Here is a 24687-nt window from a genome sequence, read left to right on the forward strand (position 1 = left end):
TAATCGGGGCATCAGAATGGCAGACATCTTCGACCTCACCATTATCGGCTCGGGCCCGGGCGGCTATGTCGCGGCCATCCGCGCAGCGCAGCTGGGAATGAAGGTTGCCGTGGTGGAAAAATGGCCGACCCTGGGCGGTACCTGCCTTAATATCGGGTGCATTCCCTCCAAGGCGCTGCTGCATGCCTCCGAATTGTTCGAGGAAGCCGGCCATAGCTTCAAGGCGCTGGGCATAGATATCCCCGCGCCGGTGCTGAACCTACCGCAGATGATGAACCACAAGATCGAAACCGTTGCCGCCAATGTAGGTGGGGTGGATTATCTCTTTAAAAAGAACAAGATAACTGTCTTCCGCGGCACCGGAACCATTGCTGCGGCGGGCAAGGTTCTGGTCACCCCGCAATCGGGTTCGGCCCAGACAGTCGAGACCAAGAATATTGTTATCGCCACGGGTTCCGTATCGGCTAACCTGCCGGGTATCGAGGTCGACGAGAAGCAGATCGTCAGCTCCACTGGCGCGCTGACGCTGGACAAGGTGCCGGGCAAGCTCCTGGTGATCGGCGCGGGCGTGATCGGGCTGGAGCTGGGCTCGGTCTGGGCACGGCTGGGCGCACAGGTGACCGTGGTCGAATATCTCGATCGCATCCTGCCGGGTATGGACAGCGAAGTGGCCCGCCAATTCCAGCGCATGCTGCAAAAGCAGGGCATGGAATTCAAGCTGTCGAGCAAGGTCGCCGCCATCGACAAGCAGGATGATGGCTCGCTCAAGGTGCGGGTCGAACCGGCCAAGGGCGGCGATATGGAAATTCTCGACGCCGATGTGGCCCTCGTGGCCATCGGCCGCAAGCCCTATACCGAAGGGCTGGGGCTCGACATTGTCGGGGTGGCGCTGGACGAGCGTGGCCGGGTGCGGGTCGACGGGCATTACAAGAGCTCGGTCGATGGCATCTACGCCATTGGCGACGTGATTGCCGGGCCGATGCTGGCGCACAAGGCCGAGGACGAGGGCATTGCGGTGGCCGAAATCCTGAGCGGCCAGGCCGGCCACGTGAACTATGCGGCGATCCCGGCCGTGGTTTACACCAATCCGGAAATCGCCTCGGTCGGCAAGACGGAAGACGAGCTCAAGGCCGATGGCGTCGAATACAAGATCGGCAAATTCCCCTTCACCGCCAATGGCCGCGCCAAGGCCATGCTGGCGACGCAGGGCTTCGTGAAGATCCTTTCCGACGTCAATACCGACCGGGTGCTGGGCGCCCATATCGTGGGCAAGAATGCCGGCGAGATAATCCATGAACTGGTCGTGCTGATGGAATTCTCGGGGTCGTCCGAGGATTTGGCACGCAGCACGCATGCCCATCCGACCCTGTCGGAAGCGGTGCGCGAAGCGGCATTGTCGCTCGGCGATGGGGCTATTCATATTTGATTGGAAGGCAGCTTTCGGGCTGGCTGGCCGGAAGCCTCTCGCCACCCACGTTCGTTTCCCTCGGGCTTGACCCGAGGGCCTTTCTCAACGCGGCACAGGCGGAGAGTGACCCTCGGGTCAAGCCCGAGGGAAACGACGGCGGGTGGGGGAGATGGCGCAAGATGCTGACACTCCAGGTGTGACGCCTTTTGTGATGAACCCCGGCAAAGTCCGGGGTTCTTTTTTGCCCGCCTTATTCTTCCATACCAGATCGATGCGGGGTAGAAGGACAGGGTTCTGTTGCGTTGGAGGATCGCTTGAGCACCGATTACGATATTCGTTTTGCCATCGATCCGGTGACGGCCGGGACCATGAATACCGATGAGCTGCGCGAGCATTTCCTGATCGAGGAATTGTTCACGCTGGGCGGGGTCAACTGGACCTATAGCCATTATGATCGCATGGCCGTGGGCGGCGTGATGCCTGGCGCCGCGGGGCTTGCGCTCGAGCCAATCAAGCCGACCGGGACCGAAAATTTCCTCGACCGGCGGGAGCTGATCGCCGCGAACGTCGGCGGGGCCGGGACGATCACGGTGGACGGTGTCGAGCACAAGCTCATGCCGCGCGACATGATTTATATCGGCATGGGCAGCAAGGCGGTGCAATTCGCTTCGGACGATGCCAATGAACCGGCCAAGTTCTATCTGCTGAGCGCGCCGGCGCATGCGCGCCACCCGACCCGGCTGATCAAAATCAGCGAAGCCAAGCGGCTCGATCTGGGGAGCCAGGAAACGGCCAATGAGCGGTCGATCTTCCAGTTCATCCATGCCGACAGCGCCAAGACCTGCCAATTGGTGGTGGGGTTGACGATCTTTGCGCCCGGCTCGGTGTGGAACACCATGCCAGCCCATGTGCATGACCGGCGCATGGAGGCCTATCTCTATTTCGACCTCAAGCCCGATGCCTTCGTGGTGCATCTGATGGGCGAGCCGGACGAGACGCGGCACCTGATCGTGCGCAATGAGCAGGCTGTGCTCTCGCCGCCCTGGTCGATCCATTCGGGGGCGGGCACGGGCGCCTATACCTTTATCTGGGCGATGGCGGGTGACAATGTCGACTATACCGATGTCGACAAGGTGGCGATGGAAGCGCTGCGGTGAGCGATCTGTCGGCGTTCAGCCTCGTCGGCAAGACCGTGCTGGTCACCGGCGCCAATACGGGCATCGGGCAGGGCATTGCAGTGTCGATCGGGCGGGCCGGCGGCAGGGTGATCGGCGTGGGCCGTTCCTCGATGGACGAGACGGCGCGGCTGGTGGGGGATGGCTTTGTAGGCGTTGCGGCCGATTTGGGGTCGGCGGGCGCGGCGCAGGCCATGTTCGAGGCAGCCTGGGCCGAACATGGGCCGATTGATGGGCTGGTCAACAATGCCGGCATCATCAAACGGGTCGATGCTGTCGATTTCACCGAGGCCGACTGGGACGCGGTAATGGACATCAATCTCAAGACGATGTTCTTCCTGTGCCAGTCCTTCGGGCGCAAGGCGCTGGAGCGCGGCAGTGGCAGCGTGGTCAATATCGCTTCGATGCTGAGCTTTCAGGGCGGCATTCGGGTGGCCAGCTATACCGCGTCCAAGAGTGGCGTGCTGGGCATCACGCGGCTGCTGGCCAATGAATGGGCGGGCCGGGGAATCAACGTCAACGCCATCGCGCCGGGCTATATCGAGACCAATAATACCGAGGCGCTGCGGGCCGATCCGGACCGGTCGGCTTCCATTCTGGGGCGCATTCCGGCGGGGCGCTGGGGCGAGCCGTCCGATATTGGCGATGCGGCGGTGTTCCTGTTGTCGCGGGCGTCCAAATATATGCATGGCGCCGTGATCCCGGTGGATGGCGGCTGGCTGGCACGATGAGGAGAGAGCGATGAGCAGACAGGCGATTTTTGCGCAGCCGGGGGCGACAGAGTGGACCGAGCTGGCACCGGGCAATCGGCGGCGCGTGCTGATCCATACGCCTGAGCTAATGCAGGTGGAATTTGGCTTCGAGCAGGGCGCGGTCGGCGCGCTGCATTCCCATCCGCATGTGCAGGTGAGCTATGTGGCCGAGGGGCGGTTCGAGGTGACCATTGGTGGCAAAACCGAAGTGGTCGAGCAGGGCGGTAGTTTCATTGTGCCCAGTGGGATCGAGCATGGCGTGGTGGCGCTGACCGATGGGCGGTTGATCGATGTGTTCACGCCGATGCGGCAGGATTTTTTGTAGCTCAGCGCAAGCGAAGAAACCTCCCTCGCCCTGGATTTCCAGGGGGAGGGCCTACCCAATCTCCGCCAGCATCGCGGCATAGGCGGCTTCGTGCCGTCCCGCCCAATTGGGCTTTCCCGGCTCTGTCAACCGCCCGCGCCGGGGCGGGATGAAGCTGTAAATTCCCCGGATCGGGTCCTCGCGCCATTGCAGGTTGAAGGCGGCGTATTTGGGGAAGAATTCCATGTCGGAATAGGGCAGGTGGTCGTGCACCCACCAGGCCATGGCTTCCCAATCGCCGGTGCGTTGGTAATAGGGGATGAAGCGGTTGACCACGACGCAGGCGGTGGCGCCCATGCGGCCCTGCGCGTCGCGGCGGTCCCAGATATGGCCGGCGAAATTGCTGTCATTGCTGCCGCAATTGAGTTTGTTGGCATTGCCGAAGCCGTTGACCTCGGGGGAGCGGTAGGATGAGCGCACCGAGATGCGGCCGAACCGCGCCTGCAACGGCTCAAGCAAGGTTTCGCACAGCACCTTGCCGGCGGCGATGGCAAGATCCGGGTCGGCGGGAATGTTAGGAAAGCCATTGATGGCGGCGATTTCCGAATAGAGGAAATCGCGCATGAAAAAGCTTTCTGACAGGCGGACGCGACCGAATTCTTCGAGACCCTTAACGGATCTGGGTTGGCGCATGGTGCTGCCTCCGATTGATGCATGGGGCATTGTCTTGGGGTAACGTCTGGGCGACAACCCGGTTTTGCCGCAGCAGGATTTTTCAATGCTTGAAGCGATGTTCTTTATCGCCATAACCGCCGAGGCGATGACCGCAGCGCTGGCGGCGGGGCGGCGCAAGATGGATTGGTTCGGGGTGTGCCTCCTGGCCTGCGTGACCGCGCTGGGCGGGGGCACGGCGCGCGACGTGTTGCTAGGGCATTACCCGCTCTATTGGGTGCACAACCCCTATGTCCTGCTGCTGGTCTGCGGCGCGGCGTTGCTGACCATCGCCATGGCGCGGGTGGTGGACAAGCTGCGCTGGCCATTCCTGCTGCTCGATGCGCTGGGCCTGGTGGTCTTCACCATTGTCGGGTGCAATGTGGCCATCGAAATGGGGCAGCATCCGCTTATTATCATCGTGGCGGGCATGGTTACAGGGATTGTCGGCGGCATTCTGCGCGATGTGTTGTGCAATGACGTGCCGCTGGTATTTTCCAGCGAGCTCTATGCCACCGTTTCGATCGTGACCGGGGTGCTCTACTATTTCGGGCTGCAGGCCAATCTGCCGCCCGATCTGGTGATGCTGGTGGCCATTGCCGTTGGGTTTACACTGCGTGTCGTTGCGTTGATCCTGAAATGGGAAATGCCCAAATTCGTCTATGACAAGGATTTACGATGAAACCGCAACGGATCGTGCTGTCGCGCCGGGCGGGGTTTGACCTGCAGGCGACTTCGCTGGCCCTTAATGGCCTTCCGGCGCAATCGGTGGCGCGGCCGGGGCCCTGGGGCAATCCTTTCACCATTGCCGATGTCATGGCCGAGATGGGCGTCGACAAGGCCGCGGCGCAGGCCGAGGCGGTGGCCCGCTATGGCCGCTGGGTGCGTGGGCAATTGGCGACCGGCGCGGCGCCGCTGGCACTCGAGGACATCCGGGCCACGCTGGCCGGGAAAAATCTGGCCTGCTGGTGCCGGGCAGGAACACCTTGTCATGCCGATGCGCTGATCGATTTGGCAAACAGCTGATTAGTCGATTTTTGCCAGGTATTGCGCTTTAGTGCGCATGATTTACCACTTGTCAAAGTGTTAAGATCATTGTCGGTGCTCGGCATTGGCCGGTCGAGGCACTCCCATGGATCCTTTGGGTCTTTTCCAGCGAACGATGGCATGGTTCACGCCGCAGGAATTGCAGCGCGATCTGCACACGCGAAAGCGCGTGCAGATGTTCATCATGAGCCACATGTTCGGGCCGATTATCGCGACACCGATTCCGCTGTTCCTGTGGTTCGCGGACCCGGCGCCCGAGCCGCAGGTGCCCATCCTGGCAGCGTCGATCTATGCCTTCTGGCCGTTCCTGGCGCTGCTGAAACTGTTCCCGCGCGCCTATACGCAATTGGCCATGTTCTCGGTGCTGAACCTGACCTTCTGTATTTTGTGGGGCACCTATAATTACGGGGGCACCAGCTCGCCATTCCTGGTCTGGCTGGTGCTGACGCCGCTTTTGGCGTTCATGTATCTGGGGGCCACCTGGACGGCGCGTATCTTTGTGTTTGCCCAGTTCACGCTGGGCCTTGGCGCGCTTTACGTCTTCTATCTGCTCGGCGATTTCCCGGACCATATTCCGGTCGAGAACATGGTAGTGGCCGGCGTACTCTCGGCGCTGGGCTGCAATATCTATGTCTTCATGATGGCGGCCTATTATTCCAGTGTGGTGGACAGCCAGTCCGAGCTGATCAAGGAAGTGGAGCGCCATCAGGATACGCTGCGCGCCCTGACCATCGCCAAGGAAGAGGCCGAGCGCGCCAATGGCGCCAAGTCCGAATTCCTCGCCAAGATGAGCCACGAATTGCGCACGCCGCTCAATGCCGTGCTGGGCTATTCGGAAATCCTGCTCGAAGACGCCGAACTGGACGGGCGCGGCGAGCAGATTGCCGATCTGCAAAAGATCAGTGCCGCGGGCAAGCATCTGCTGGCCATGGTCAATGACATCCTCGATATCTCCAAGATCGAGGCCGGCAAGATGGCGCTGCATATCGAGACGGTCGATCTCGACAAGCTGATCAACGAGGTGGAATCCACCGCGCGGCCGCTGGCGGTCAAGAATGCCAATAGCTTTGTGGTGGAAAGGAGCGGAGAGCTGGGCTCGATCCGCTGCGACGCCACCAAGCTGCGCCAGGCCATTTTCAACCTGCTGTCCAATGCCGCCAAGTTCACCCACAATGGCAATATCACCCTCTCGATCCGCCGCCGCCCGGAAGCGGGGCAGGAATGGATCGAGATCGCGGTGGCCGATACGGGGATCGGCATTTCCGCGCAGCAGCAAAAGGCGCTGTTCAACAATTTCGCGCAGGCCAATCCCAAGATTGCCGCGGTTTACGGCGGCACGGGCCTGGGCCTGTCACTGAGCCAGAATCTCTGCCGCCTGATGGGTGGGCAGATCGATGTCGAAAGCGAGCTGGGCAAGGGTTCGACCTTCACCATTCGCCTGCCGGCGCAGAACGAGGAGACGGCGCACGATCCGTTGGCCAATGTGCGGGGCGCCATCGTGCCCCTGCATGGCGAGCAGGTGCAGGATTTCAACGATCGCATTTCCGGCACGGCTGGCGGTGACGAGCGGCTGCGGCTGCTGATCGTGGACGACGACCGCAACTTCCTGGAATTGGCCGAGCGTCTGTTCAGCAAGGAGGGCCTCACCCCGATCTGCACCGATGCGCCGCAATCGGCGCTGCAGATCGCCCGCACCGTCAAGCCGTCGGCGATCTTCCTCGATATTCTGATGCCGGGCTATGATGGCTGGGATGTGCTGGCGGCTCTCAAGGCGGATCCGATTACCCGCGATATCCCGGTATTGATGATTTCCATCCTGTCCGAACGCAGCAAGGCATTAGCGGCGGGGGCGGATGGCATCTTGCTCAAGCCGCTGGATGGAGACAAGGTCAGGGCTGCCGTTGCCAGCCTCAAGGCCGCACGCGGAACGCGGCAAGCCCGGGCAGTCAACGAATAGGCAGGAGCGCGTGCCATGGCATTGGTTCTGATCGTCGAAGACAATCCCATCAATCGTGACGTGCTGGGCCGGCGGCTGGAACGGCGGGGCTATGCGATCCGGTTTGCCGAAGATGGCCCGAGTGGGATTGCCGCTGCCCAGGAACTGATGCCGGACGTGATCCTGATGGATATGGGGCTGGGGGAAATGGATGGCTGCGAGGCGACGCGCCGCATCCGCGCCAATCCGGAAACCGCGGCGCTGCCGATCATCGCCTTGACGGCAAGTGCCTTCGAATCCGACCGGGCCAAGGCGCTGGCCGCCGGCTGCATCGATTTTGATACCAAGCCGGTGGACCTGCCGCGCCTCTTGGGCAAAATGCAGGCCGTGCTCGGCCCCAAAACACCGGCCGCGGCGCTGGTCGAGGGCTAATCACCTCTCCCCGTCGGGGAGAGGTGAAGGGATGAAAGCCCGGTTATTCCGCAGGAACCACGCTGGCGTCGATATGCTTGCTGATCTGGGGCTGGCCTTCATGGCCCAGCCGGTATTCGAGATCGGCATCGCGCATGGCGCGGGCGAGGATGGCCACGACCTGATCGATATCGTCGTGGGTATGGGCGGCCATGACCTGGAAGCGGAAGCGAGCAGCGCCCTGCGGCACGGCCGGGTATTCCACCAGATTGGCAATGCCACCCAGCGCCATCAGGTGGCGTGAGGCATAGCGGCCGACACTTTCCAGCCCCAGGCTCACCGGGACGATGGGCGAAGGATTGCCAAGCACTTCTAGGCCCGCTTCCGTCATCTGCTGGCGCAGATAGACGATATTGTCCATCAGCTTGCGGCGCAGCGCGCGGCCTTCGTCGGACCGGACAATGTTGAGCGCGCTCAGAATGGTGGCGGCCTGGACCGGCGAGAGGGCGTTCGAGAAGGTGTGGGTGGCGCTGTAATATTTGAGATATTCGGCGGTCGCCTTGTCGCGGACGGCGATGAAGCCACCATTGGAGCCGAAGGTCTTGGAGAAGCTGCCAATGATGATATCGGCGGCATCAAGCATTTTCTGCATGCCCAGATGCCCAAGGCCATCCTCGCCCATCGAGCCAAGGTCATGGGCGCAATCGACCAGGAGAGTGGCGTCATACTTGTCGCACAGCGCCCGCATGGCGCCCAGGTCGGGCGTGTCGGAATGCATGGAGAAGAGGCTTTCCGTCACCACCAGAATGCCGTTTTCGGCGTCGCTGGCGCGAATGCGGGACAGTTTGCGCTCCAGCATCTGCAGGTTCAGGTGGCCGTGGTGATGGATATTCTGTGTAGCGGCCTTGGCGCCTTCCTGAAGGCACGAATGGGCCAGAATATCCATCACGATATGATCGTTGGCGCGCACGAAACCCTGGACCGAGCCGTAACCGGCAGCCCAGCCAGTGGGGTAAAGCACGATTTCGCGGCCGCCGATAAAGTCGGACAGGGCGTGTTCAAGGCGCAGGGAATTGGCGGTATTGCCGAGCAGGGCGGCGGAACCGGCGCTATGCACGCCATATTCGCCAATGGCCTCGATGGCGGCCTGCTTCACGGCAGGGTGCGAGGAAAGGCTCAGGTAGTCCTGGCTGGCAAAGTTGATGCCGGAAAAGTCCTGCCCCGCATCGCTGCGCGCCTCGCAACGAGCCTTAGGCGCGGTGGAGGTGGAACGGGCATAGGGCCACAGTTCGTGCTGGCGGCGGAGGTTCTGCCATTCGTAAAAGCCGGCAATCCGGCCGATCAGATTGGCGCCGGCGGGCGCGCGGTAATCGCGAAGGCTGCCCCTGAGTGCCGCCTCAGGCACGGACTTATACTTACTTTCCATGACGCTCTCCTAATCTGACTAACAGGCCTTACTCTGGCGAAACTACGGAGGGCGCTCGAAAACCTCCTCTGCCATCTCTGTCGCAGCGCAGCTTTTTAAGAAGATTTTAACCTATTTTTAAAATGCAACGTTTTGTTAACTTTGCAAAGGGGCGTCTAAAGAGATTCTTGGTAAGGTTAACGCGAGCCATCACGACCGCGTGATTTGCGATATGCAAATGACCGGTTGGGTTCTTCGCTATTGGTAGAATGGGCGAGGGGCCGTCTTTGCGGCCTCGGCCGGATAGAATGAAGACTGGCCCTAGTCTTCCAGGAGATAGGCTCCGGCCCGGGCGGGCAGTACTTCCGTGCCGACAATCTTGGCGATCCCAGCGCCGCGGGCGACATATTTGGCGCTGGCGCGGGAAAGGACGAAGCCATCCGTTCCGGCCAGAATCGGCCGGCGATCGAGAAAGGCACCTGGGCCATCCATGGCGATCAGGTCGGCAATCGGCTGCCCCTTGTGGACGCGGTCGCCCAGTGCAACGTGATAGGCCAACAGGCCCGGCGCAGCGGTGCGCAAGACTTCAGTGGCCTCGAACGGGGTTGCAGGCGGCGCGGCGGGCGGAGCCTCTACATCGGCGGCGATCAGGCCGCGGCCAGCGAAAAAGCCGAACAGACCTTCGGCATCCACCTTGCCCAGCGCATCGAAACTGTCGGCGCGGCCGCGATATTCGAGCGTGGCGGTTTCCGCGCCATTGGGGATGGGGTGGTCCGGATTGGCAAGGCGCGCCTTGCGGTAGAGCGAGGGCAGGACTTCATCGAAGGAGCCGCCGCCGCTGTCTTCGGCGGTAAGGGTGGCGGCAACGCCCATCCAATCGGCCAGGTCCTGCAGGCCGGGCATCAATTCGGGCGAGGTGAAGATGTGCATCAGACTATCGTCGTCGCAATGCAGATCGAGCACGATATCGGCGTCATGGGCGGACCCGAGCACGAACAGGCGCAATTGCTGGGCGGCCGAGCCTGGCTTCTGCGCGGCAATCCAGGCGCCGACGGCGGCGCGGATGGTGGCGATATTGGCCGTGGGATCGGTGCCGAGCTTGCCCGCGATGGCGTCGGCGATCAGCGGATAGAGATCGGGCCAGCGGCGGTTGTAATTGACGCCGGTCTCGATGTCGTAGCGGCCGATATGGTGGCGCAGCGAGCGATTGGCCAGGCCCAGCGGATTGACCGAGGGGAAGATGACAAAGCGGGCCTTGAGGGTACCGGCGGCGTCAGCCTCGGCCAGCATGGGCAGGAGGTGGTGCAGCGCCATGGTGCCGGGCTGTTCATCGGCGTGAAGCGCAGCCTGCAGGTGGACCTTGACCGCTGCGTCTTCGCGGCCGGCCGTATACCAATAAAGGCTGGTCGTCGTGCCGGGCGTATCACCGGAGAATGTGGTCTCGTGCAACTGGAAGGTCATGGGATCAACGAATCCATTTTGGCCTGAAGCGCATGCGCGGCTGGGCCGGCATATGCCGCATCAATCGTTGGTAGACCAGACCGAAGAGGAAAAAAACCACCAGCGATACCGCCAGGAAATAGAGCGCGGCGACCGAGAAATGCAGGAACGCATTGTAGTCGCGCTCGAAGAGTTCCTTGGCTGTTATCATCAGGTCCTTTTGCATGCCGATGACCGGCAGGGCGAAATAGACGATGGCGGTGGCGTGGAACAGGAAGACCACTTCATTGGTATAGGCGGGCCAGGCCAGCCGGATGAGATTGGGCCAGATGACCTGGCGGAACTGCTGGCGCGCCGACATGCCATAGGCGCGAGCAGCCTCGACCTCGCCGCGGGGCACGGCGCGCAAGGCGCCATAGAAGATTTCCGCCGTATAGGCGGCGGTATTGAGCGTCAGCACCAGCGGGCCGATGAACAGCGGATGCAGCACGAACCAGGATAGGCCCAGGGGCTTCCACAGGCTCACATTGAGCGAGAGCGCCAGTGAATAGAACATGAAGAACTGGATGAAGAGTGGGGAGCCGCGGAAGGCATAGATGAAGGTGCGGCTGGGGCGCGACAGCCAGGGGTTGGGCGAAGCCTTGCCCAGGGCCAAGGCGACCGCCAGCACGAAGCCGATCGGGATCGAAACCGCGGCAAAGTAGATGTTGAACAGCACCGCGGGGGCGAACAACGCCAGTTCTTGCAGGAAGCGCTCCATCTATCGCGCCTCGCTCAGAATGCCGCGCCCGGCGCGGCGCATGATGGCGTTGAAGACTTTCTCGGAGACCAGCGTCACGAGGATGTAGAAGACGAAGAGCAGGAGATAGTAGCGCCAGCGCCAGTCCTCATGCACCAGCCCCACGGCAGGCAGGAAATTGGGCGCGCCGAGCCGGTCGGCCCACAGCACGATATCGGCAATCTGCAGCAGCGAGAGCAGGGAGGTTGCCTTGACGATCAGCATCCACACATTGGAGAGGCCGGGCAGGGCATAGACCCACATCTGCCTGATATGGACCCGCCACAGGACCTGGGTGGACGACATGCCATAGGCCCGGGCGGCCTCAAGCTGGCCCTGGGGCACCGCGCGCATGGCGCCATGGATCACATTGGTCGCAAAGGCGCCGTAGACCAGGCCGAGCGAGACGCTGGCGAGCAGCAAATATTCGGTGGTGCCCAGGAACCAATTGGCTTCCTTGCAGGGCGGCCAGACTGATGACTGGGCGGCGATTGCTTCGGGCGAACAGACCTGCGTCGCTACCAGCCATTCGACCGCCTGCTCGAAGGCGAGTGGAAAAAACAGGAAGAACAGCACATCGGGCACGCCGCGCACGATGGAGGAATAGATCGTGCCGATCAGGCGCAGCGGAAAGAAGCGCGAATTCTTGAGGGTGGCGCCGATCAGGCCGAAAACCACGGCCAAGGTGCCGCCTGCCAGGGCGGCAAAGATGGTGAACTGGAAGCTGGCATACCAGGTGAGATGCTTGCCATTGGTCAGGTAGGAGAACCAGAAGGCGATATCGTCGGTCATGGAGCGGCCGCCCGGATCAGATCAGAATTTGAATTTGGCATGCGGCTGATCACGATCTCGCAATTGGTTCCTCTCCCCCTTTAAGGGGAGGGGCAAGGGTGGGGTCGACAAAGTTTGGCGCAAAGCCCAACGACCCCCACCCGGGCCCTCCCCACAAGGGGGAGGGTGGGCAGGAGCCCAGGGTTTTAGCTATTCAGCGAAATACGGCCCGCGGCCTTCGAACCATTTAGCGATCAGGGTGTCGAGCGTGCCATCGGCCTTGAGGGCGGTGATGGCGGTATCGAACTTGCCCTTGAGCTCGGCTTCGTCCTTGCGCAGGCCCGCGCCGACGCCGTCGCCGATCAGAATGTCCTCGCCCACGAATTCGAGTGCGTCGCCCGATGCGGCGACGACGGGCTCGAGATAGGCGCCATCGGCCAGGATGGTGTCGAGATTGCCGGCGGCGAGGTCGGCCATGGCCTGGTCGGCCGTGCCAAAGGAGACCACGGTATTGTTGGCCCCGAGATTTTCCTCGGCATAGGCGGCCTGGATAGTGCCGCCCTGCACGCCGACGCGCTTGCCTTCCAAGGCCGAAGGATCAATGCCGGCGCCGGTGGCGGCAACGAATTTGGACGGATCGGGCGGGAAATAGTTCTGGCTGAAATCGATGGTTTCAAGCCGCTCATCGGTGATCGACATGCCGGCCATGATCACATCGTAGTTGCCGGCCAACAGGTTGGGGATGATCGAATCCCAGTCATTGATGATGAATTCGCAGGTGATGCCGGCCTTTTCGCAGATGGCGGCGCCAAGCTCGATTTCAAAACCGGCGGGCTTGCCGGCATCGTCGAGGAAGTTCCAGGGGGCATAGGCGCCTTCGGTGGCGATGCGCACATTTTCCTGGGCCTGGCTCGCCGAAGACAGCGCCAGGATTGCAGCGGCGGCGAGGATAATCTTCTTCATCTTCACGTCTCTCCGTTGAGTAGTTTTGTTTGTGCCCAGCGCGTTAAGCATGGCTGGCGGCATTGAGGAATTGTCTGAGGCGGGCCGATTTGGTGGCGCCGAAGACCTGATCGGGTGTGCCTTCTTCCTCGATCAGGCCTTGGTGGAGGAAGATCACCCGATCGGAGACCGAGCGGGCAAATTCCATGTCATGGGTCACCAGGATCATGGTGCGGCCCTCATCGGCCAGGAGCTTGATGACGCGCAGAACTTCGACTTCCAGCTCAGGATCGAGCGCGGAAGTGGGTTCGTCGAACAGCATGACGCGCGGATTGATGCAGAGCGCGCGGGCGATGGCGGCGCGTTGCTGCTGGCCGCCGGAAAGCTGGTTGGGATAGTTCGATGCCTTGGCCGAAATGCCGACCTTGTCCAGCATGGCCAGAGCCTCGGCCTCGACCTCGGTCCGCTCCCGGCGCTGCACGATCAGGGGCACTTCCATGACGTTTTCCAGGATCGTCATATGGGCCCAGAGATTGAACGACTGGAAGACCATGCCCAGTTCGGAGCGGATGCGGCGGATCTGGTTTTCGTCGGCGATATGGCGGCGATTGCCGCTGCCGCGAAGGGCGATCACCTCGCCATCGATGGCGACCGTGCCCTGATCGGGTATTTCGAGCATGTTGATGCAGCGCAGCAATGTCGACTTGCCGGAGCCTGATGAGCCGATCAGCGAGACAACCTCGCCCTCGCGCGCCGAGAAGGATATGCCCTTGAGAACCTCAAGGTCGTCGAAGGACTTGTGCAGGTCGTCAATTGCAACGACCGGCAATTTCGCCGCCTCGACAGGCTTCGATTGCGCCATGCTCACCTATTGCCCGCTTGGGCGGGCGCTTCCTGACTGGTGACTGCCTTATTTTGAGGCGGGCAGTCTTGACCGCCCTCTACAAAAGCAAAAGCGCGGTGGATGGCAAGCGAAATTGACGGGGAAGCCGGGGCAGGCACAGATTTCCGCCTCGCCAGCCCGCGTCAGCTTCCGTAGTGTCGGACGATCTCTCGCCGTGGTTTGCCGATGCTGTTTGTGCTTTCAAAAATCTTCTGGTTGCTGGTCCAGCCGGTCAGCCTGGTCTTTTTGCTGGTCTTTCTGGGCTGGCTGCTGATCGTATTCCGGAGACGCGTGGCTGGATTGATTGCAGTGGGCGCGGCGCTGGTTTTCCTGGGTATGTCCGCGTTCACAACTGCCGGAGCGCTCCTCATCATGCCGCTCGAAAACCGGTTTGTGCGGCCGGTGGATATGCCCGAGCAGGTCTCGGCCATCATCATGCTGGGTGGCGCCACGGCCGGGCGGGTCAGCACGAGGCGGCAGATTCCGGAATTGAACGAGGCCGGTGACAGGCTGGCCGAGACATTGCGGCTGGCCATGCTTTATCCCGAGGCAAAGGTCGTGGTGAGCGGTGGCTCGGGCCTGATGGTGCCGGACGGGGAGTCCGAGGCGGCGACGGCAGAGCGGTTTTTCACCGGCCTCGGGCTCGATCCCGCCCGGCTCGTGCTTGAAGACGCCTCGCGCAATACCGACGAGAATGCCAAGCTGACACAGACGCTGCTGGGAGAGATTTCGGGCAATGTCGTGCTGGTGACATCGGCCTTTCACATGCCGCGGTCGATCGGCATTTTCCGGCAGGTGGGCATGGATGTAATTGCCTGGCCGACCGATTATCGCAGCGCGGGCGACGAGACGGCCGGTTTTGATATCGTCAATCCGGTGCTCAATGTAACGACAACCGGCGTGGCGATCCGGGAGTGGATCGGGCTGGTGGTCTATTCCTGGATCGGCCGGACGAGCGAATTGTTCCCCGCTCAGGCGCTGAACTGATCGGCCGGGATGGAAAGCCGGTAGGAGACGTGGTCGGCGTCGACGCTGAATAGCGCTTCTCCGCCCACCGATAGCGGCACGACATGTTCCAGCACCATGGTTCCGAAACGGGCTGGCTGGCGGCCCTTGGAGGGCCCGGTGCCGGTTTCCTGCCACTCGATGATCAGTTGCCTCTGGTCGGAAGAGAGTTTCGCATCGACCCAGATATGGCCGGCGCCGTCATGCGCCAGGGCGCCATGCAATGCCGCGTTGGCGGCAAGCTCGTGGATGGCCAGGCCAATGTGAAGTGCGGCATTGGGGCCCAGCACCGGGTTTTCGCCAGTCATGCGGGTATTGCCCAGCGCCGTCGGGCCGATGCGAGCAAGCTGGGAGGTGACCAGCGATTGTAGATGGGTGCCGCGCCAATTGCTTTCGGTCACCAGGTCCTGCGTGCTGGACAGGGCGTGCAGCCGGCCGCGGAAGCGGTCGAGAAACTGCTGGATTGTGGTGCTGTGGCGGGCGGTTTGCATGGCGACCGACTGCACGATGGCGAGCAGGTTCTTGGAGCGGTGGCTGACCTCCCGCAAGAGCTCGTTGATGGCGGCCTCCCGGCTGCGCTCCTCGGTTACGTCGGTGACAATGGTGATAACGCCATCGATATCGGGCAGGAGCTGCGCCTGGAATTGCCGGCGCCGGATGGGATCGGCCAGTTCAAATCCCAGCCGTTGGGATTGCCCGGACTTGATGCAGGCGTCGAAGGCCTCGATCAGCCTATGGGCAAGCGGGAGCGCCAGGAAATCGGCCTCGCGCTGGCCGATAACGCCATGGCCGATCCACTCATCGGGCAGGTTTTCAGCCAGATCGTAGGTATGATTGCGGTCCTGGTGCAGCACGCTGACCCCCCGACCGCCCAGACCGGCGGAAAGAGTGCGCAGCTGCATGTGCAGGTGGCGCTCGGTGGTTGCCGAAGACATAGCGTGGGTCCTTGCATGGCCGGCGGGGTGCAAAAGGCGGCCGCGCCGGAGCGGAGCCGCCTTTCGGTTCAGGGCATCAATAGTCATGGCTAGACCCGGCGAATGAGGCCGACAACCAGCGAGATGACGAGGAAAGCCAGGAACAGGAAAAACAGAATCTGGGCGATACCGGCCGAAGCGCCGGCAATGCCGCCAAACCCGAGAACGCCGGCAATGAGCGCGATCACGAAAAAGACGAGGGCATAGTAAAGCATGAGACTCTCCTTTGAATTGTTTGCTTGAATCTCTTGGCTAAACAACGTGCCGGTTGGTGGCGGGGTTCCGGGTACAAATAAAAAAGGCCGGGAAACCCGGCCCTTAGCGCATTTTTGTATCAACAAATTGCCGTGTCTTACGCTGCGGCCCGCGAGCCTTCGTCGAAAAACAGCGCCTGGCTGATCAGGGCTTTGACCATATCGGGGTTGAACGGCTTGGTGACGAGGAAGGTCGGCTCGGGCCGCTCGCCGGTCAGCAGGCGCTCGGGGAAGGCAGTGATGAAGATCACTGGGATCGAATGGGTATTGAGGATGTCGTTGACGGCATCGATCCCTGAACTGCCATCGGCCAGCTGGATATCGGCCAGGATCATGCGCGGATGGGTCTGGTTGAACAGATTGACCGCTTCCTTATGGGTGCGGGCAACGCTCACCACCTTGTGGCCGAGGCTTTCCACCAATTGCTCGATATCCATAGCAATCAGGGGCTCATCCTCGATGATCATGATCTCGGTCGCCACCTGGCGCGAGATATCGATGGACGCTTCCTCAAGCAGAGCGGCAAATTCACCCTCGTTAATCGCCAGGATTTCGGCGGCCTGGGCGTGGGTAAAGCCTTCTACGGCGACCAGCAAAAAGGCCTGACGCGGCTTCGGCCCGAGATTGGCCAGGTTGTGCGCTGCGCGCTTTTCCCAGGCAAAGCTGGAGGCCGGCTCGGGAATCGGGATGGCCGAGGACGAGAAAAGAGCGGAGAACAGCTTATAGAGGGCGATGCGGTCGTTCGATGCTTCAGGGAACAACGAAATGTCTGCAATGAGTGCTTCGAGCGTTGCCGCTACATACGCGTCCCCGGACGTTTGCGATCCGGTTACCGCGCGCGAAAACCGCCGCAAATACGGCAGGTGCGGAGCAATCCGCGTGGACAAAGTCATATAAGAACTCCCAGTGACGCTTGGATCGTGGATCCACGAAACGAACCAACGGCTCGTTGGGGCAAAAGTTCCCCTCGTGGTGGAACTTTTCGGCAGAAACTACATTTAGCTCGCCTAAGGGCGGACCAATTCGGACGGCAAAGACATAGGCATGATAAAGGACAAACTGGTGACCCAGCAACGTATGCGAACGCAGGCGGGGCGGGCAGATGATGGGCTGGGTCCGAATTCGGATATCGGCGCGCGTTTGCGTGCACTTTATGGGGCAGTTCAGGACGAGGGCGTTCCCGAACAACTCCTCGACTTGCTGGAAAAGCTCGACAGCGCCGAACAGGCGCAGAAGGCCAAAACCACTTCTCGTGACGGGGAGTAACGGCATGAGCGCCGAACCGACCTCGTTCAAGCGCGAAATGCTTGCAACCTTGCCCAGCCTGCGCGCCTTTGCCGTCTCCCTTACGGGCAAGCACGACAAGGCCGACGATCTGGTGCAGGACACCGTCATGAAGGCCTGGGCCAAGCAGTCCAGCTTCGAGATGGGCACCAATATCAAGGCCTGGCTTTTCACCATCCTGCGCAATGAATTCTACAGCCAGATGCGCAAGCGTGGCCGTGAGGTTCAGGACAGCGACGGCTCGTTCACCGAGCGGCTTTCCGTGCATCCGTCCCAATATGGCTCGATGGATATGCAGGACTTCAAAAAGGCCCTGGCACAGTTGCCCGATGACCAGCGCGAAGCGATTATCCTGATTGGGGCTTCGGGCTTCTCCTATGAAGAGGCCGCCGAAATCTGCGATTGCGCCATCGGCACGATGAAAAGCCGGGTCAGCCGGGCGCGCACCCGCCTGCAGGATATTCTCAAGATCAGCGGCGAGGCCGATTACGGGCCCGATGCCGTCTCCGCCCAGGTGACCACGCATAATCATTCGTTCTGAGGAACACTGGTGAGCGCCTGTTTTATGGCGCTTACCAGCTCTGCCTCGGGGAATGGCTTGATCAGGATACCGACGTCCGGCAGGCCGGACAGACCCGGCCGCAGCGAAAGATCGGCCGTCGTCACGACAAGGGCGAGCCCTGCGGCCTTGAGGCCCTGTAGCAATTCGAGACCATCGGCGTGGTTGGCCTGCAACTCGACTATGGCAAGGCCATAGTCGCTCCAGCGCTCGCGGAGGGCCAGGGCTTCGGCAATGCTGCGGGCGAAGACGCACTGGCCGACATCATGATCCTCCAACACCCGTTGGATATCGAGGGCGATGAGAAATTCTTCCTCGACGACGAGAATTGTCTGCGCGCTGAGCATGGTTTGGTCCGCAACGATGAAGCCACTTCATGGGGCGCGGCACGAAAGCTGTCATTTAAATTTGACATGTCGCGGAACGGGTTGGCGTCCAAGGCGTTGGCTTGCTGCATTCTTTTCCCCTCCCGACATATGGTGTGCATTGAGTCTTGTTCTTCCCGGCCCCGGGCGCAGGGTGGCGTGCGAGCAGTGTCCCTTGCGTGCAATGCCGCAATTCCGGCCGTTCGAGCCGCAGGAACTGAAGTTCGTCGCGTCCTTCAAAATCGGCGAGCTGGTGGCCGAGACCGGCATGATGCTGCTGGCCGAGGGCGCACATAGCGCTCATCTCTATACGCTACTGTCGGGATGGGCCTTCCGCTACAAGACGCTGGAAGATGGCCGCCGGCAGATTCTCAATTACATGCTGCCGGGCGACCTGCTGGGCCTGCAGGGGTCGGTCATTGGCGAGATGGAGCATTCGATCGAGGCGCTTTCGCCATCGGTGCTTTGTGTATTCCAGCGCGACCGGCTCGATGAAGTGTTCCGCAATCATCCCGGATTGGGGTTCGACATTGCCTGGCTCGCCTCGCGAGAGGAACGCATGCTTGATGAGCATCTGCTGAGCCTGGGCCGCCGCAGCGCGCTGGAACGCGCGGCGTATCTGCTGGCCTTCCTGCATGAGCGGGCAAAGGCGGTGGGGCTTTCGGCTCATGGCGCGATAACCCTGCCGATCACCCAGGTGCATGTGGCCGATACCCTGGGCCTCTCCGTCGTGCATACCAACAAGACACTGCGCAAGCTGGCCGACCGCCAGCTGATCCGATGGCTGGATCGCACCTGCCAGGTGCTCGATGTGGCCGGGCTCAAGGCGCTGTCGGGGTGGGATGGCCTGCCCGAACGCAGGCGGCCGTTGATCTGATGAATGTGGTCGCAAAACCGCCATTGCGGTGGTGCAGTGCGACTGGCACGATACTTCCAGGGGGGCAGGTCTATCCTGAGCTTTCCGCTGGATTGCCGGGATAGTTGTGGTGGCCGAAACAGACGAGCAGGAACGCGAAACCAGACCACCGCGCCGGGCGCGGCCGCGGCTTGCCGTTCTCGCCTCGCTGGCGCTTGTCGTGCTGGCAGCGGCGGCGGCGCTGATCATGACGACCGGCATCGACCGCCAACTGGCCGATGTCATCCAGACCTATGAAGTGCGCAACCAGGCGCGCGAGCTGACCATTGCGCTGACCGAGGCGGAAAGCAGCCAGCGTGGGTTCATCCTGACAGGGGACCAGAGCTATCTGGAGCCGTATCGACGGGCGGTGGCGGGCATCGACACGCGGATCAAGACACTGACCGCGATCACCTTGGCCGATCCGCAGCAATCCGAACGGGTGGCATCGATCGCCAGAGCCATTTCCATCAAGATGGCGGAGATGGCCAGGACCGTGGATCTGGTGCAATCGCAGCGCCCCGGCGAAGCCCAGACACTGATCCAGAGCGGCATGGGCGCCCGGTTGATGGACGAGCTGCGCAGCGGGCTTGAACAATTCATCGGCGAGGAAAATGCCAAGCTGCTGGAGCGCAACAAGGGCATCGACCTGTCGCGTCGGGCCCTGGTAGGGGCGATTATCGTGGCGCTGGCGGGGGCAGCGATCCTGTCCTATTCGCTGCTGTCGCGGACGCAGCGGCAGATCAGCGCCCTGGCGGAAAGCCGGACGCAGCTATTGACGCAGAACGAGGCGCTGGAGGCCGAAGTGCGTGAGCGCACCCAGGCGATCGAAGAAGCGCGCGAGCATGCCGAATATGAACGGCAAAGGGTGGAGGCCCTGTTGCGGGACACCAACCATCGAGTCGGCAATTCGCTGGCCACTGTGTCCTCGTTGCTAGGACTGCAATTGATGCGCACCAGTTCGAGCGAGGTGCGCGATGCGCTCGAAGCGGCGCGCGCTCGCGTTCACGCGGTCGCATCGGCCCACCGGCGCCTGCGGCTCGGCGACGATCTCGAGACAGTAAGCGCGGCCGAATTTCTGGGCGCCGTATTGGACGATCTGGACGATACGGCTACCGGGGCCAAGGCGGTGACGCTCAAGGGCGATTTCGCGCCGGTGGAGATCGGCGCACGCGACGCCACGACAATCGGCATCTTGGTTGGGGAATTGGTGACCAATGCCCTCAAGCACGCTTTTCCCGATGGAAGGGCGGGCAGCATCGAGGTGAGTTTCAAGCGGGACGAGGCCAATATTCCCACCCTGCGGGTGGCCGATGACGGCGTCGGCATGGATGCCGAACGGAACCCCGGCGAGGGCGGGCTGGGGTCGGTCATCGTCAAGCAGCTCGCCAACCAGTTCGCTGGCGCGCCGCATTATGAGCGCCGTCCCTCCGGGGGCATTGTGGTAACCGTGCCGCTGCCCGGCGTCGAGCGCAATGCGGCGCCCGACGGGCCGCGTGGGGAGATCTAGAATTGCATGTCGTGGCGGTTCTGAACCGTGATGGCGGCACGCTGCGAACCATGGATCTGGATGGGCTCTGCGATCAGGCAATCGGGATTTTTGCTCGGCATGGCCATGTGCTCGACTGCCGGATCGTGGCGGGAGAAGCGGTCGAGGCTGAGTTGCAGCGGATTGCCGGGACAGCGGGCGTCGATGTCATGCTGGCGGCAGGCGGCGACGGTACCGTCTCGGCGGCGGCAGGCATTGCCTTTGCAACGGGGATGCCGCTGGCCGTGCTGCCGGCTGGCACGATGAACCTTTTTGCCAGAGCCCTGCAAATGCCGCTGGAGCTGACGGCGGCCATGGAAGCCCTTGCCGATGGGGAGATCGGCGCGGTGGATATCGCCACCGCAAATGACCGGGCCTTCGTGCATCAGTTCGGGGTGGGCGTGCATGCCCGGCTGGTGCGCATCCGCGAGCGCATGGTCTATCGCAGCCGGATCGGCAAAATGCTGGCGAGCCTGCGCGCAGTGGTTTCGGCGGCGGTGCGCCCGCCCGATTTCGAGGCCGAAATCCAGACCAGGCATGGGCGGGAGCGGCGGCGCGTCTCGGGCATTGCGGTCTCCAACAATCCGCTGGGCGACGGGCATATCCCCCATGCCGACCGGCTCGACGCGGGCGTGCTGGGCGTTTATCTGGCGGCGCCGATGTCCACCTGGGCGCTGATCCGGCTGGCGGTGGATGTCCTGCTGGGTAGGTGGCGGTCGAGCCCCGCCGTCTCCGAGCAGGAGGTTGAGCAGGTGACGCTGAGTTTTCCCCGGCGCAAGCGCGGCGCCCAAGCGGTGATCGATGGCGAGTTGATCAGGCTGGCGCCCAGCGTGGTGCTCAAGCTACATCCCGGCGCGCTCAAGGTGTTGCTGCCCAAAGCCGGCGCATGATTTTTGCCCCGGGCGTGGAACCATGCCGCCCCATTGGAGTTTAACGGCATCGGGTCCGAGTATATCGCAGCGATTTATCTGCGGTTATTGGGGCTTGGCGTTTTGCAAGGCCTCCGGTTTCTGCCGTTTCCCACCTTGCCCAGTATGACTTTGTGCAATTGTCGCGGAAGCGTCAGGACGAAAAGTGACAGAAGTGAATTCCACCCTTCCGGACGAGGTCCGCAGGGTTCTGGATGATCCATCCCGATTGCAGGCCCTGGCGGCTTTGGAAGTGTTCGGCACCGGTCCCGATGCTGATTTTGACCGGATCGCCCGCCTGGCGGCTCATATCTTTGGCGCTGAAATCGCACTTGTGACGCTGATCGATAGCGATCGGCAGTGGTTTCGCGCATCCCATGGCACCGACCTGACGGAAATGGCGCCGGGCGACAGCTTTTGCGCTCACGTTCTTGCCGGGACAGAGGCAATGGTGGTGCTTGATGCGGCGGCTGACCCCCGCTTCATGCACAATGCCCCGGTTACCGGCGAAGAGCATGTGCGGTTTTACGCCGGGGCGCCCATCGTGGTTGCCGGCCAGCGATTGGGTTCGCTTTGCGTCATCGGCCGGACGCCGCGCGCGGCGGTCGAACCGGGCCTGCTCGATCAACTGACAGACCTCGCCGGATTGGCATCGACGCTGTTCGCCCTCAAGGACGAGGCGCGGGTGCGGGCTCGCACGGCCGCGGCCTTGCTCAAGGAAGAGTGGCGGCATGCCCTGACGCTGGAGGCCGGCAATGTCGGCAGCTGGATCTGGGATATCCGCACGGGGGAAGTGGTCTGCAACGACATGTTCCGCCGGATGTATCAATTGCCCGAAAGCGGTCCGATCCAGTTCGAGCAGGTGCTGCACACCATCCATCCCAGCGACCGGCCGGCCATTGAGGAAAGCATCCGGGCGAGCCTGGAGGAAGGCGTCGACTTCATCGCCGAGGTGCGCGCGGGGGAGACTGGCCAGTGGCGGACCATGCGCGGGCGGGTCTATCAGCGCGATGCCGAGGGCCGGGCGCTGATCATGATGGGCGCCTCCACCGATATCACCGAAGCCAAGCAGAGCGCGGATCATACGCGGCTGCTGCTGCGCGAACTCAACCACCGGGTCAAGAATACCCTGGCGATGATCCAGTCCGTCGCGCGCCAGACCATTCGGCAAAATCCCGATCCCAAGGCTTTCATGGAGGCGTTTTCCGGACGTCTACGGACGATCTCGGACGCCCATGTGCTGCTCGCCAATCGCGATTGGAGTGGGGTGCATCTTTATGAGGTGATTGCTTCCCAATTGGGTCCTGACTTCCTCGATCATCCCGATCGTGCCGAGGTGCGGGGACCCGATATGATGCTGCCGGCCGATCATGCCGTGGGGCTGGGATTGATCCTGCATGAATTGACCACCAATGCGCATCGGCATGGCGCCTGGTCTACGGATCAGGGCATCGTCAATATCGAGTGGGAGAAGCGCGAGGAACCGGTGCCGGGGCTGATATTGCGCTGGCGGGAAACCGACGGCCCCAAAGTGGCGCCGCCGCGGGATTATGGCCTGGGCACCAGGCTGATCGAGCGAAGCCTAGCCAAGGTGCTCGACAGCAATGTGAAGCTGGAATTCGATCCCGGCGGCGTGGCCGCCGAAATCTGGATGCCCCTGCCTTCCGAGCAGGATTGATCAATCCTCTTTGTCGTCGGCCTTGCGCGCCAGCAGGAATGCCACCAGGGCTACCGCGGGCAGGCCCAGCGTGCGCACGGCCGGCGAACGCATCAGCACGGGCAGGGCGGTTAATGCCGCCGTGGTGACGAAGGCACTGGTTTCGCTGGACCGGCGCCGTTCGGTGGCGCGGCGTTTGCGATTGCCTTCCCCGATCTGGGCGCCGAGGAAAACCGCCAGCGCCAGCACCAGAAAACCGCCACCCAGGATCAGCGCCGCATAGATCGGCCCGACTTGCGTGGTGAGCGCGAAAAAGCCCGCTGCGACCAGGAAGCCGCAGCCGATCAGCAGGAAGAGGCCAATCACCGCGTAAACGATCACGAGCTTCTTGGCCCGGTCGGTGATCGCCTCGACCTCGATGCCGAGCAGGGCCGCGAGGGGAGTCAACAGGTTCATGATGACTAGTGCCGTGAGAGCAGGGCGAGAATGAAGCCGATGCCCACCGCGCTGGCCACGGCCGTCAGCGGCTTTTCGCGAATGGTATCCTTGAGCTGCTGTTCCAGCGCTCCGGCCTGTTCCTGCACGTCCTCGATGACATGCTGGCCCTGGTTCTTGAGCTGCTGGGCTTCGTTTTTGGCAACGTTCCTGACTTCGCTCACCTTCTCGCTGCTGAGGCGAGCCAGCGTTGCGGCGATACCCTTGAGATCATCCTGCAACTGGGCAATCTGATCCTCGAGCTGCTTTTCCTTGGCGCGGCTGGCGGCCGCGCGGGAGGCACCGTTGGAAGTCTTGCGCCTTGTGGGTGCCATTTCGGGTGTACTAGCCATTGAACGCTCCATAAGTTGATGTCAGTCAACGTCATAGCGGGCGGTAGGTTCCTGCCACGGCCAACCGCTATTCGCCGATGCCAGCTTGAGTGAACGGCGATTGGCCCTGGCCCTGCTGCCTCTAGCCTCAAACAGAAAGACACCCCGATACGCGGTGTGCGTACCGGGGTGACCAGGGGCGGGTGAAAGGGGGGCGACCTTCAACCCGCGGGGCGCTTTCCACTGTCGTGGACTCCAATACTGGTCGCGCCCTTTATCGGCTGGTGCGTCAGATGCGTCCCATCAAAACCAGAATGAGGATGACGACGAGGACGACGCCCAGAATACCGGATGGTCCATAGCCGAAACCGCGCGAATAACCCCAATTGGGCAGGGCGCCGATCAGCAGCAGGATCAAGATGATGATGAGAATTGTGCCTAAGGTCATAGGGCCGATCCTTCTTTTGTTATTGTGACGCTAAGAGCCCG

The 24687-nt window shown here is 62.1% G+C and carries 29 protein-coding genes; 15 read left to right on the top strand and 14 right to left on the bottom strand.

The window, feature by feature from the left end; all coding sequences use genetic code 11:
* The first annotated feature begins 16 nt into the window (after nt 1-16).
* The 4 genes from lpdA to QQL79_RS01470 all read left to right on the top strand — a co-directional run bounded on the left by lpdA (nt 17) and on the right by QQL79_RS01470 (nt 3660).
* Nucleotides 17-1426 (top strand): dihydrolipoyl dehydrogenase, encoded by a 1410-nt coding sequence (gene lpdA, locus QQL79_RS01455; RefSeq protein ID WP_284387252.1) that lies wholly within the window; start codon nt 17-19, stop codon nt 1424-1426.
* A gap of 350 nt (nt 1427-1776) precedes the next feature.
* Nucleotides 1777-2565 carry a 5-dehydro-4-deoxy-D-glucuronate isomerase gene (gene kduI / locus QQL79_RS01460; protein WP_284392789.1) on the top strand — a complete coding sequence of 263 codons (789 nt, stop codon included), beginning with the start codon at nt 1777-1779 and terminating at the stop codon, nt 2563-2565.
* The gene (gene kduD, locus QQL79_RS01465) at nt 2562-3314 is read left to right on the top strand and encodes a 2-dehydro-3-deoxy-D-gluconate 5-dehydrogenase KduD (RefSeq protein WP_284387254.1); all 753 of its coding nucleotides are present in this window, start codon (nt 2562-2564) and stop codon (nt 3312-3314) included. Before kduI ends, kduD begins: the two co-directional genes overlap by 4 nt.
* A gap of 10 nt (nt 3315-3324) precedes the next feature.
* Nucleotides 3325-3660 (top strand): cupin domain-containing protein, encoded by a 336-nt coding sequence (locus QQL79_RS01470; RefSeq protein WP_284387255.1) that lies wholly within the window; start codon nt 3325-3327, stop codon nt 3658-3660.
* A 51-nt stretch (nt 3661-3711) separates the two neighbouring features.
* On the opposite strand, the gene QQL79_RS01475 is transcribed toward QQL79_RS01470, so the two are convergent.
* Nucleotides 3712-4332 (bottom strand): hypothetical protein, encoded by a 621-nt coding sequence (locus tag QQL79_RS01475; RefSeq protein ID WP_284387256.1) that lies wholly within the window; start codon nt 4330-4332, stop codon nt 3712-3714.
* Nucleotides 4333-4417: 85 nt separating this feature from the next.
* Between QQL79_RS01475 and QQL79_RS01480 the strand changes: the two genes are divergently transcribed.
* The 4 genes from QQL79_RS01480 to QQL79_RS01495 all read left to right on the top strand — a co-directional run bounded on the left by QQL79_RS01480 (nt 4418) and on the right by QQL79_RS01495 (nt 7765).
* The gene (locus QQL79_RS01480; protein ID WP_284387257.1) at nt 4418-5032 is read left to right on the top strand and encodes a trimeric intracellular cation channel family protein; all 615 of its coding nucleotides are present in this window, start codon (nt 4418-4420) and stop codon (nt 5030-5032) included.
* Nucleotides 5029-5376 (top strand): DUF4326 domain-containing protein, encoded by a 348-nt coding sequence (locus QQL79_RS01485; RefSeq protein ID WP_284387258.1) that lies wholly within the window; start codon nt 5029-5031, stop codon nt 5374-5376. The genes QQL79_RS01480 and QQL79_RS01485 overlap by 4 nt, the downstream gene beginning before the upstream one ends.
* Before the next feature lie 136 nt (nt 5377-5512).
* Complete coding sequence (locus tag QQL79_RS01490) at nt 5513-7354, top strand: ATP-binding protein (protein WP_284387259.1); 1842 nt, start codon at nt 5513-5515, stop codon at nt 7352-7354.
* Between the two features lie 15 nt (nt 7355-7369).
* Nucleotides 7370-7765: a response regulator gene (locus QQL79_RS01495; protein ID WP_284387260.1), complete on the top strand. Its 396-nt coding sequence runs from the start codon at nt 7370-7372 to the stop codon at nt 7763-7765.
* 43 nt (nt 7766-7808) lie between these two features.
* Here QQL79_RS01495 and QQL79_RS01500 read toward each other — a convergent pair whose 3' ends face one another.
* The 6 genes from QQL79_RS01500 to QQL79_RS01525 form a co-directional block, all read right to left on the bottom strand.
* The gene (locus QQL79_RS01500) at nt 7809-9170 is read right to left on the bottom strand and encodes an aminotransferase class I/II-fold pyridoxal phosphate-dependent enzyme (protein ID WP_284387261.1); all 1362 of its coding nucleotides are present in this window, start codon (nt 9168-9170) and stop codon (nt 7809-7811) included.
* A 300-nt stretch (nt 9171-9470) separates the two neighbouring features.
* Entirely contained in the window at nt 9471-10610 is a 1140-nt protein-coding gene (locus QQL79_RS01505) for a succinylglutamate desuccinylase/aspartoacylase family protein (protein WP_284387262.1), read from the bottom strand.
* 4 nt (nt 10611-10614) lie between these two features.
* Nucleotides 10615-11349, bottom strand: a complete 735-nt coding sequence (locus QQL79_RS01510) for an ABC transporter permease (RefSeq protein WP_284387263.1) — start codon at nt 11347-11349, stop codon at nt 10615-10617.
* Nucleotides 11350-12159, bottom strand: a complete 810-nt coding sequence (locus QQL79_RS01515) for an ABC transporter permease subunit (RefSeq protein ID WP_284387264.1) — start codon at nt 12157-12159, stop codon at nt 11350-11352. It abuts the gene before it with no gap.
* A 189-nt stretch (nt 12160-12348) separates the two neighbouring features.
* Nucleotides 12349-13101, bottom strand: a complete 753-nt coding sequence (locus QQL79_RS01520) for a transporter substrate-binding domain-containing protein (protein ID WP_284387265.1) — start codon at nt 13099-13101, stop codon at nt 12349-12351.
* Between the two features lie 43 nt (nt 13102-13144).
* Nucleotides 13145-13942, bottom strand: coding sequence for an ABC transporter ATP-binding protein (locus tag QQL79_RS01525; RefSeq protein ID WP_284387266.1), 798 nt, complete (start codon nt 13940-13942; stop codon nt 13145-13147).
* A 207-nt stretch (nt 13943-14149) separates the two neighbouring features.
* Here QQL79_RS01525 and QQL79_RS01530 point away from each other — a divergent pair, with 207 nt between their 5' ends.
* Complete coding sequence (locus tag QQL79_RS01530) at nt 14150-14950, top strand: YdcF family protein (RefSeq protein WP_284387267.1); 801 nt, start codon at nt 14150-14152, stop codon at nt 14948-14950.
* On the opposite strand, the gene QQL79_RS01535 is transcribed toward QQL79_RS01530, so the two are convergent.
* The 3 genes from QQL79_RS01535 to QQL79_RS01545 all read right to left on the bottom strand — a co-directional run bounded on the left by QQL79_RS01535 (nt 14935) and on the right by QQL79_RS01545 (nt 17089).
* The gene (locus QQL79_RS01535) at nt 14935-15903 is read right to left on the bottom strand and encodes a sensor histidine kinase (RefSeq protein WP_284387268.1); all 969 of its coding nucleotides are present in this window, start codon (nt 15901-15903) and stop codon (nt 14935-14937) included. The two genes, QQL79_RS01530 and QQL79_RS01535, sit on opposite strands and share 16 nt — an antisense overlap.
* 89 nt (nt 15904-15992) lie before the next feature.
* The gene (locus QQL79_RS01540) at nt 15993-16157 is read right to left on the bottom strand and encodes a DUF1328 domain-containing protein (RefSeq protein ID WP_284387269.1); all 165 of its coding nucleotides are present in this window, start codon (nt 16155-16157) and stop codon (nt 15993-15995) included.
* 137 nt (nt 16158-16294) lie between these two features.
* On the bottom strand, nt 16295-17089 hold the full coding sequence (locus QQL79_RS01545; RefSeq protein ID WP_284387270.1) for a response regulator: 795 nt from the start codon (nt 17087-17089) through the stop codon (nt 16295-16297).
* Nucleotides 17090-17258: 169 nt separating this feature from the next.
* On the opposite strand from QQL79_RS01545, the gene QQL79_RS01550 reads away from it, so the two are divergent.
* Entirely contained in the window at nt 17259-17462 is a 204-nt protein-coding gene (locus tag QQL79_RS01550) for a NepR family anti-sigma factor (protein ID WP_370461160.1), read from the top strand.
* Between the two features lie 4 nt (nt 17463-17466).
* Entirely contained in the window at nt 17467-18021 is a 555-nt protein-coding gene (locus QQL79_RS01555; protein WP_284387272.1) for an RNA polymerase sigma factor, read from the top strand.
* Here the strand turns inward: QQL79_RS01555 and QQL79_RS01560 are convergent.
* A complete protein-coding gene (locus tag QQL79_RS01560; RefSeq protein WP_284387273.1) occupies nt 18009-18386 on the bottom strand; it encodes a response regulator in 378 nt (125 codons plus the stop codon). The two genes, QQL79_RS01555 and QQL79_RS01560, sit on opposite strands and share 13 nt — an antisense overlap.
* Nucleotides 18387-18588: 202 nt before the next feature.
* On the opposite strand from QQL79_RS01560, the gene QQL79_RS01565 reads away from it, so the two are divergent.
* The 4 genes from QQL79_RS01565 to QQL79_RS01580 all read left to right on the top strand — a co-directional run bounded on the left by QQL79_RS01565 (nt 18589) and on the right by QQL79_RS01580 (nt 23413).
* Entirely contained in the window at nt 18589-19281 is a 693-nt protein-coding gene (locus QQL79_RS01565) for a Crp/Fnr family transcriptional regulator (RefSeq protein WP_284392790.1), read from the top strand.
* A 109-nt stretch (nt 19282-19390) separates the two neighbouring features.
* A complete protein-coding gene (locus QQL79_RS01570) occupies nt 19391-20809 on the top strand; it encodes a sensor histidine kinase (protein ID WP_284387274.1) in 1419 nt (472 codons plus the stop codon).
* Between the two features lie 11 nt (nt 20810-20820).
* Entirely contained in the window at nt 20821-21717 is an 897-nt protein-coding gene (locus QQL79_RS01575; protein ID WP_284387276.1) for a diacylglycerol/lipid kinase family protein, read from the top strand.
* 184 nt (nt 21718-21901) lie between these two features.
* Nucleotides 21902-23413 carry a sensor histidine kinase gene (locus tag QQL79_RS01580; protein ID WP_284387277.1) on the top strand — a complete coding sequence of 504 codons (1512 nt, stop codon included), beginning with the start codon at nt 21902-21904 and terminating at the stop codon, nt 23411-23413.
* Here the strand turns inward: QQL79_RS01580 and QQL79_RS01585 are convergent, their stop codons facing one another.
* The 3 genes from QQL79_RS01585 to QQL79_RS01595 all read right to left on the bottom strand — a co-directional run bounded on the left by QQL79_RS01585 (nt 23414) and on the right by QQL79_RS01595 (nt 24646).
* The gene (locus QQL79_RS01585; RefSeq protein WP_284387279.1) at nt 23414-23848 is read right to left on the bottom strand and encodes a hypothetical protein; all 435 of its coding nucleotides are present in this window, start codon (nt 23846-23848) and stop codon (nt 23414-23416) included.
* A gap of 5 nt (nt 23849-23853) precedes the next feature.
* Entirely contained in the window at nt 23854-24219 is a 366-nt protein-coding gene (locus QQL79_RS01590; RefSeq protein ID WP_284387281.1) for an ElaB/YgaM/YqjD family protein, read from the bottom strand.
* Nucleotides 24220-24487: 268 nt separating this feature from the next.
* Nucleotides 24488-24646, bottom strand: coding sequence for a DUF3309 family protein (locus tag QQL79_RS01595; protein ID WP_113121451.1), 159 nt, complete (start codon nt 24644-24646; stop codon nt 24488-24490).
* Nucleotides 24647-24687: the final 41 nt, after the last annotated feature.

The sequence above is a fragment of the Devosia yakushimensis genome (assembly GCF_030159855.1).
GTDB lineage: Bacteria > Pseudomonadota > Alphaproteobacteria > Rhizobiales > Devosiaceae > Devosia > Devosia yakushimensis.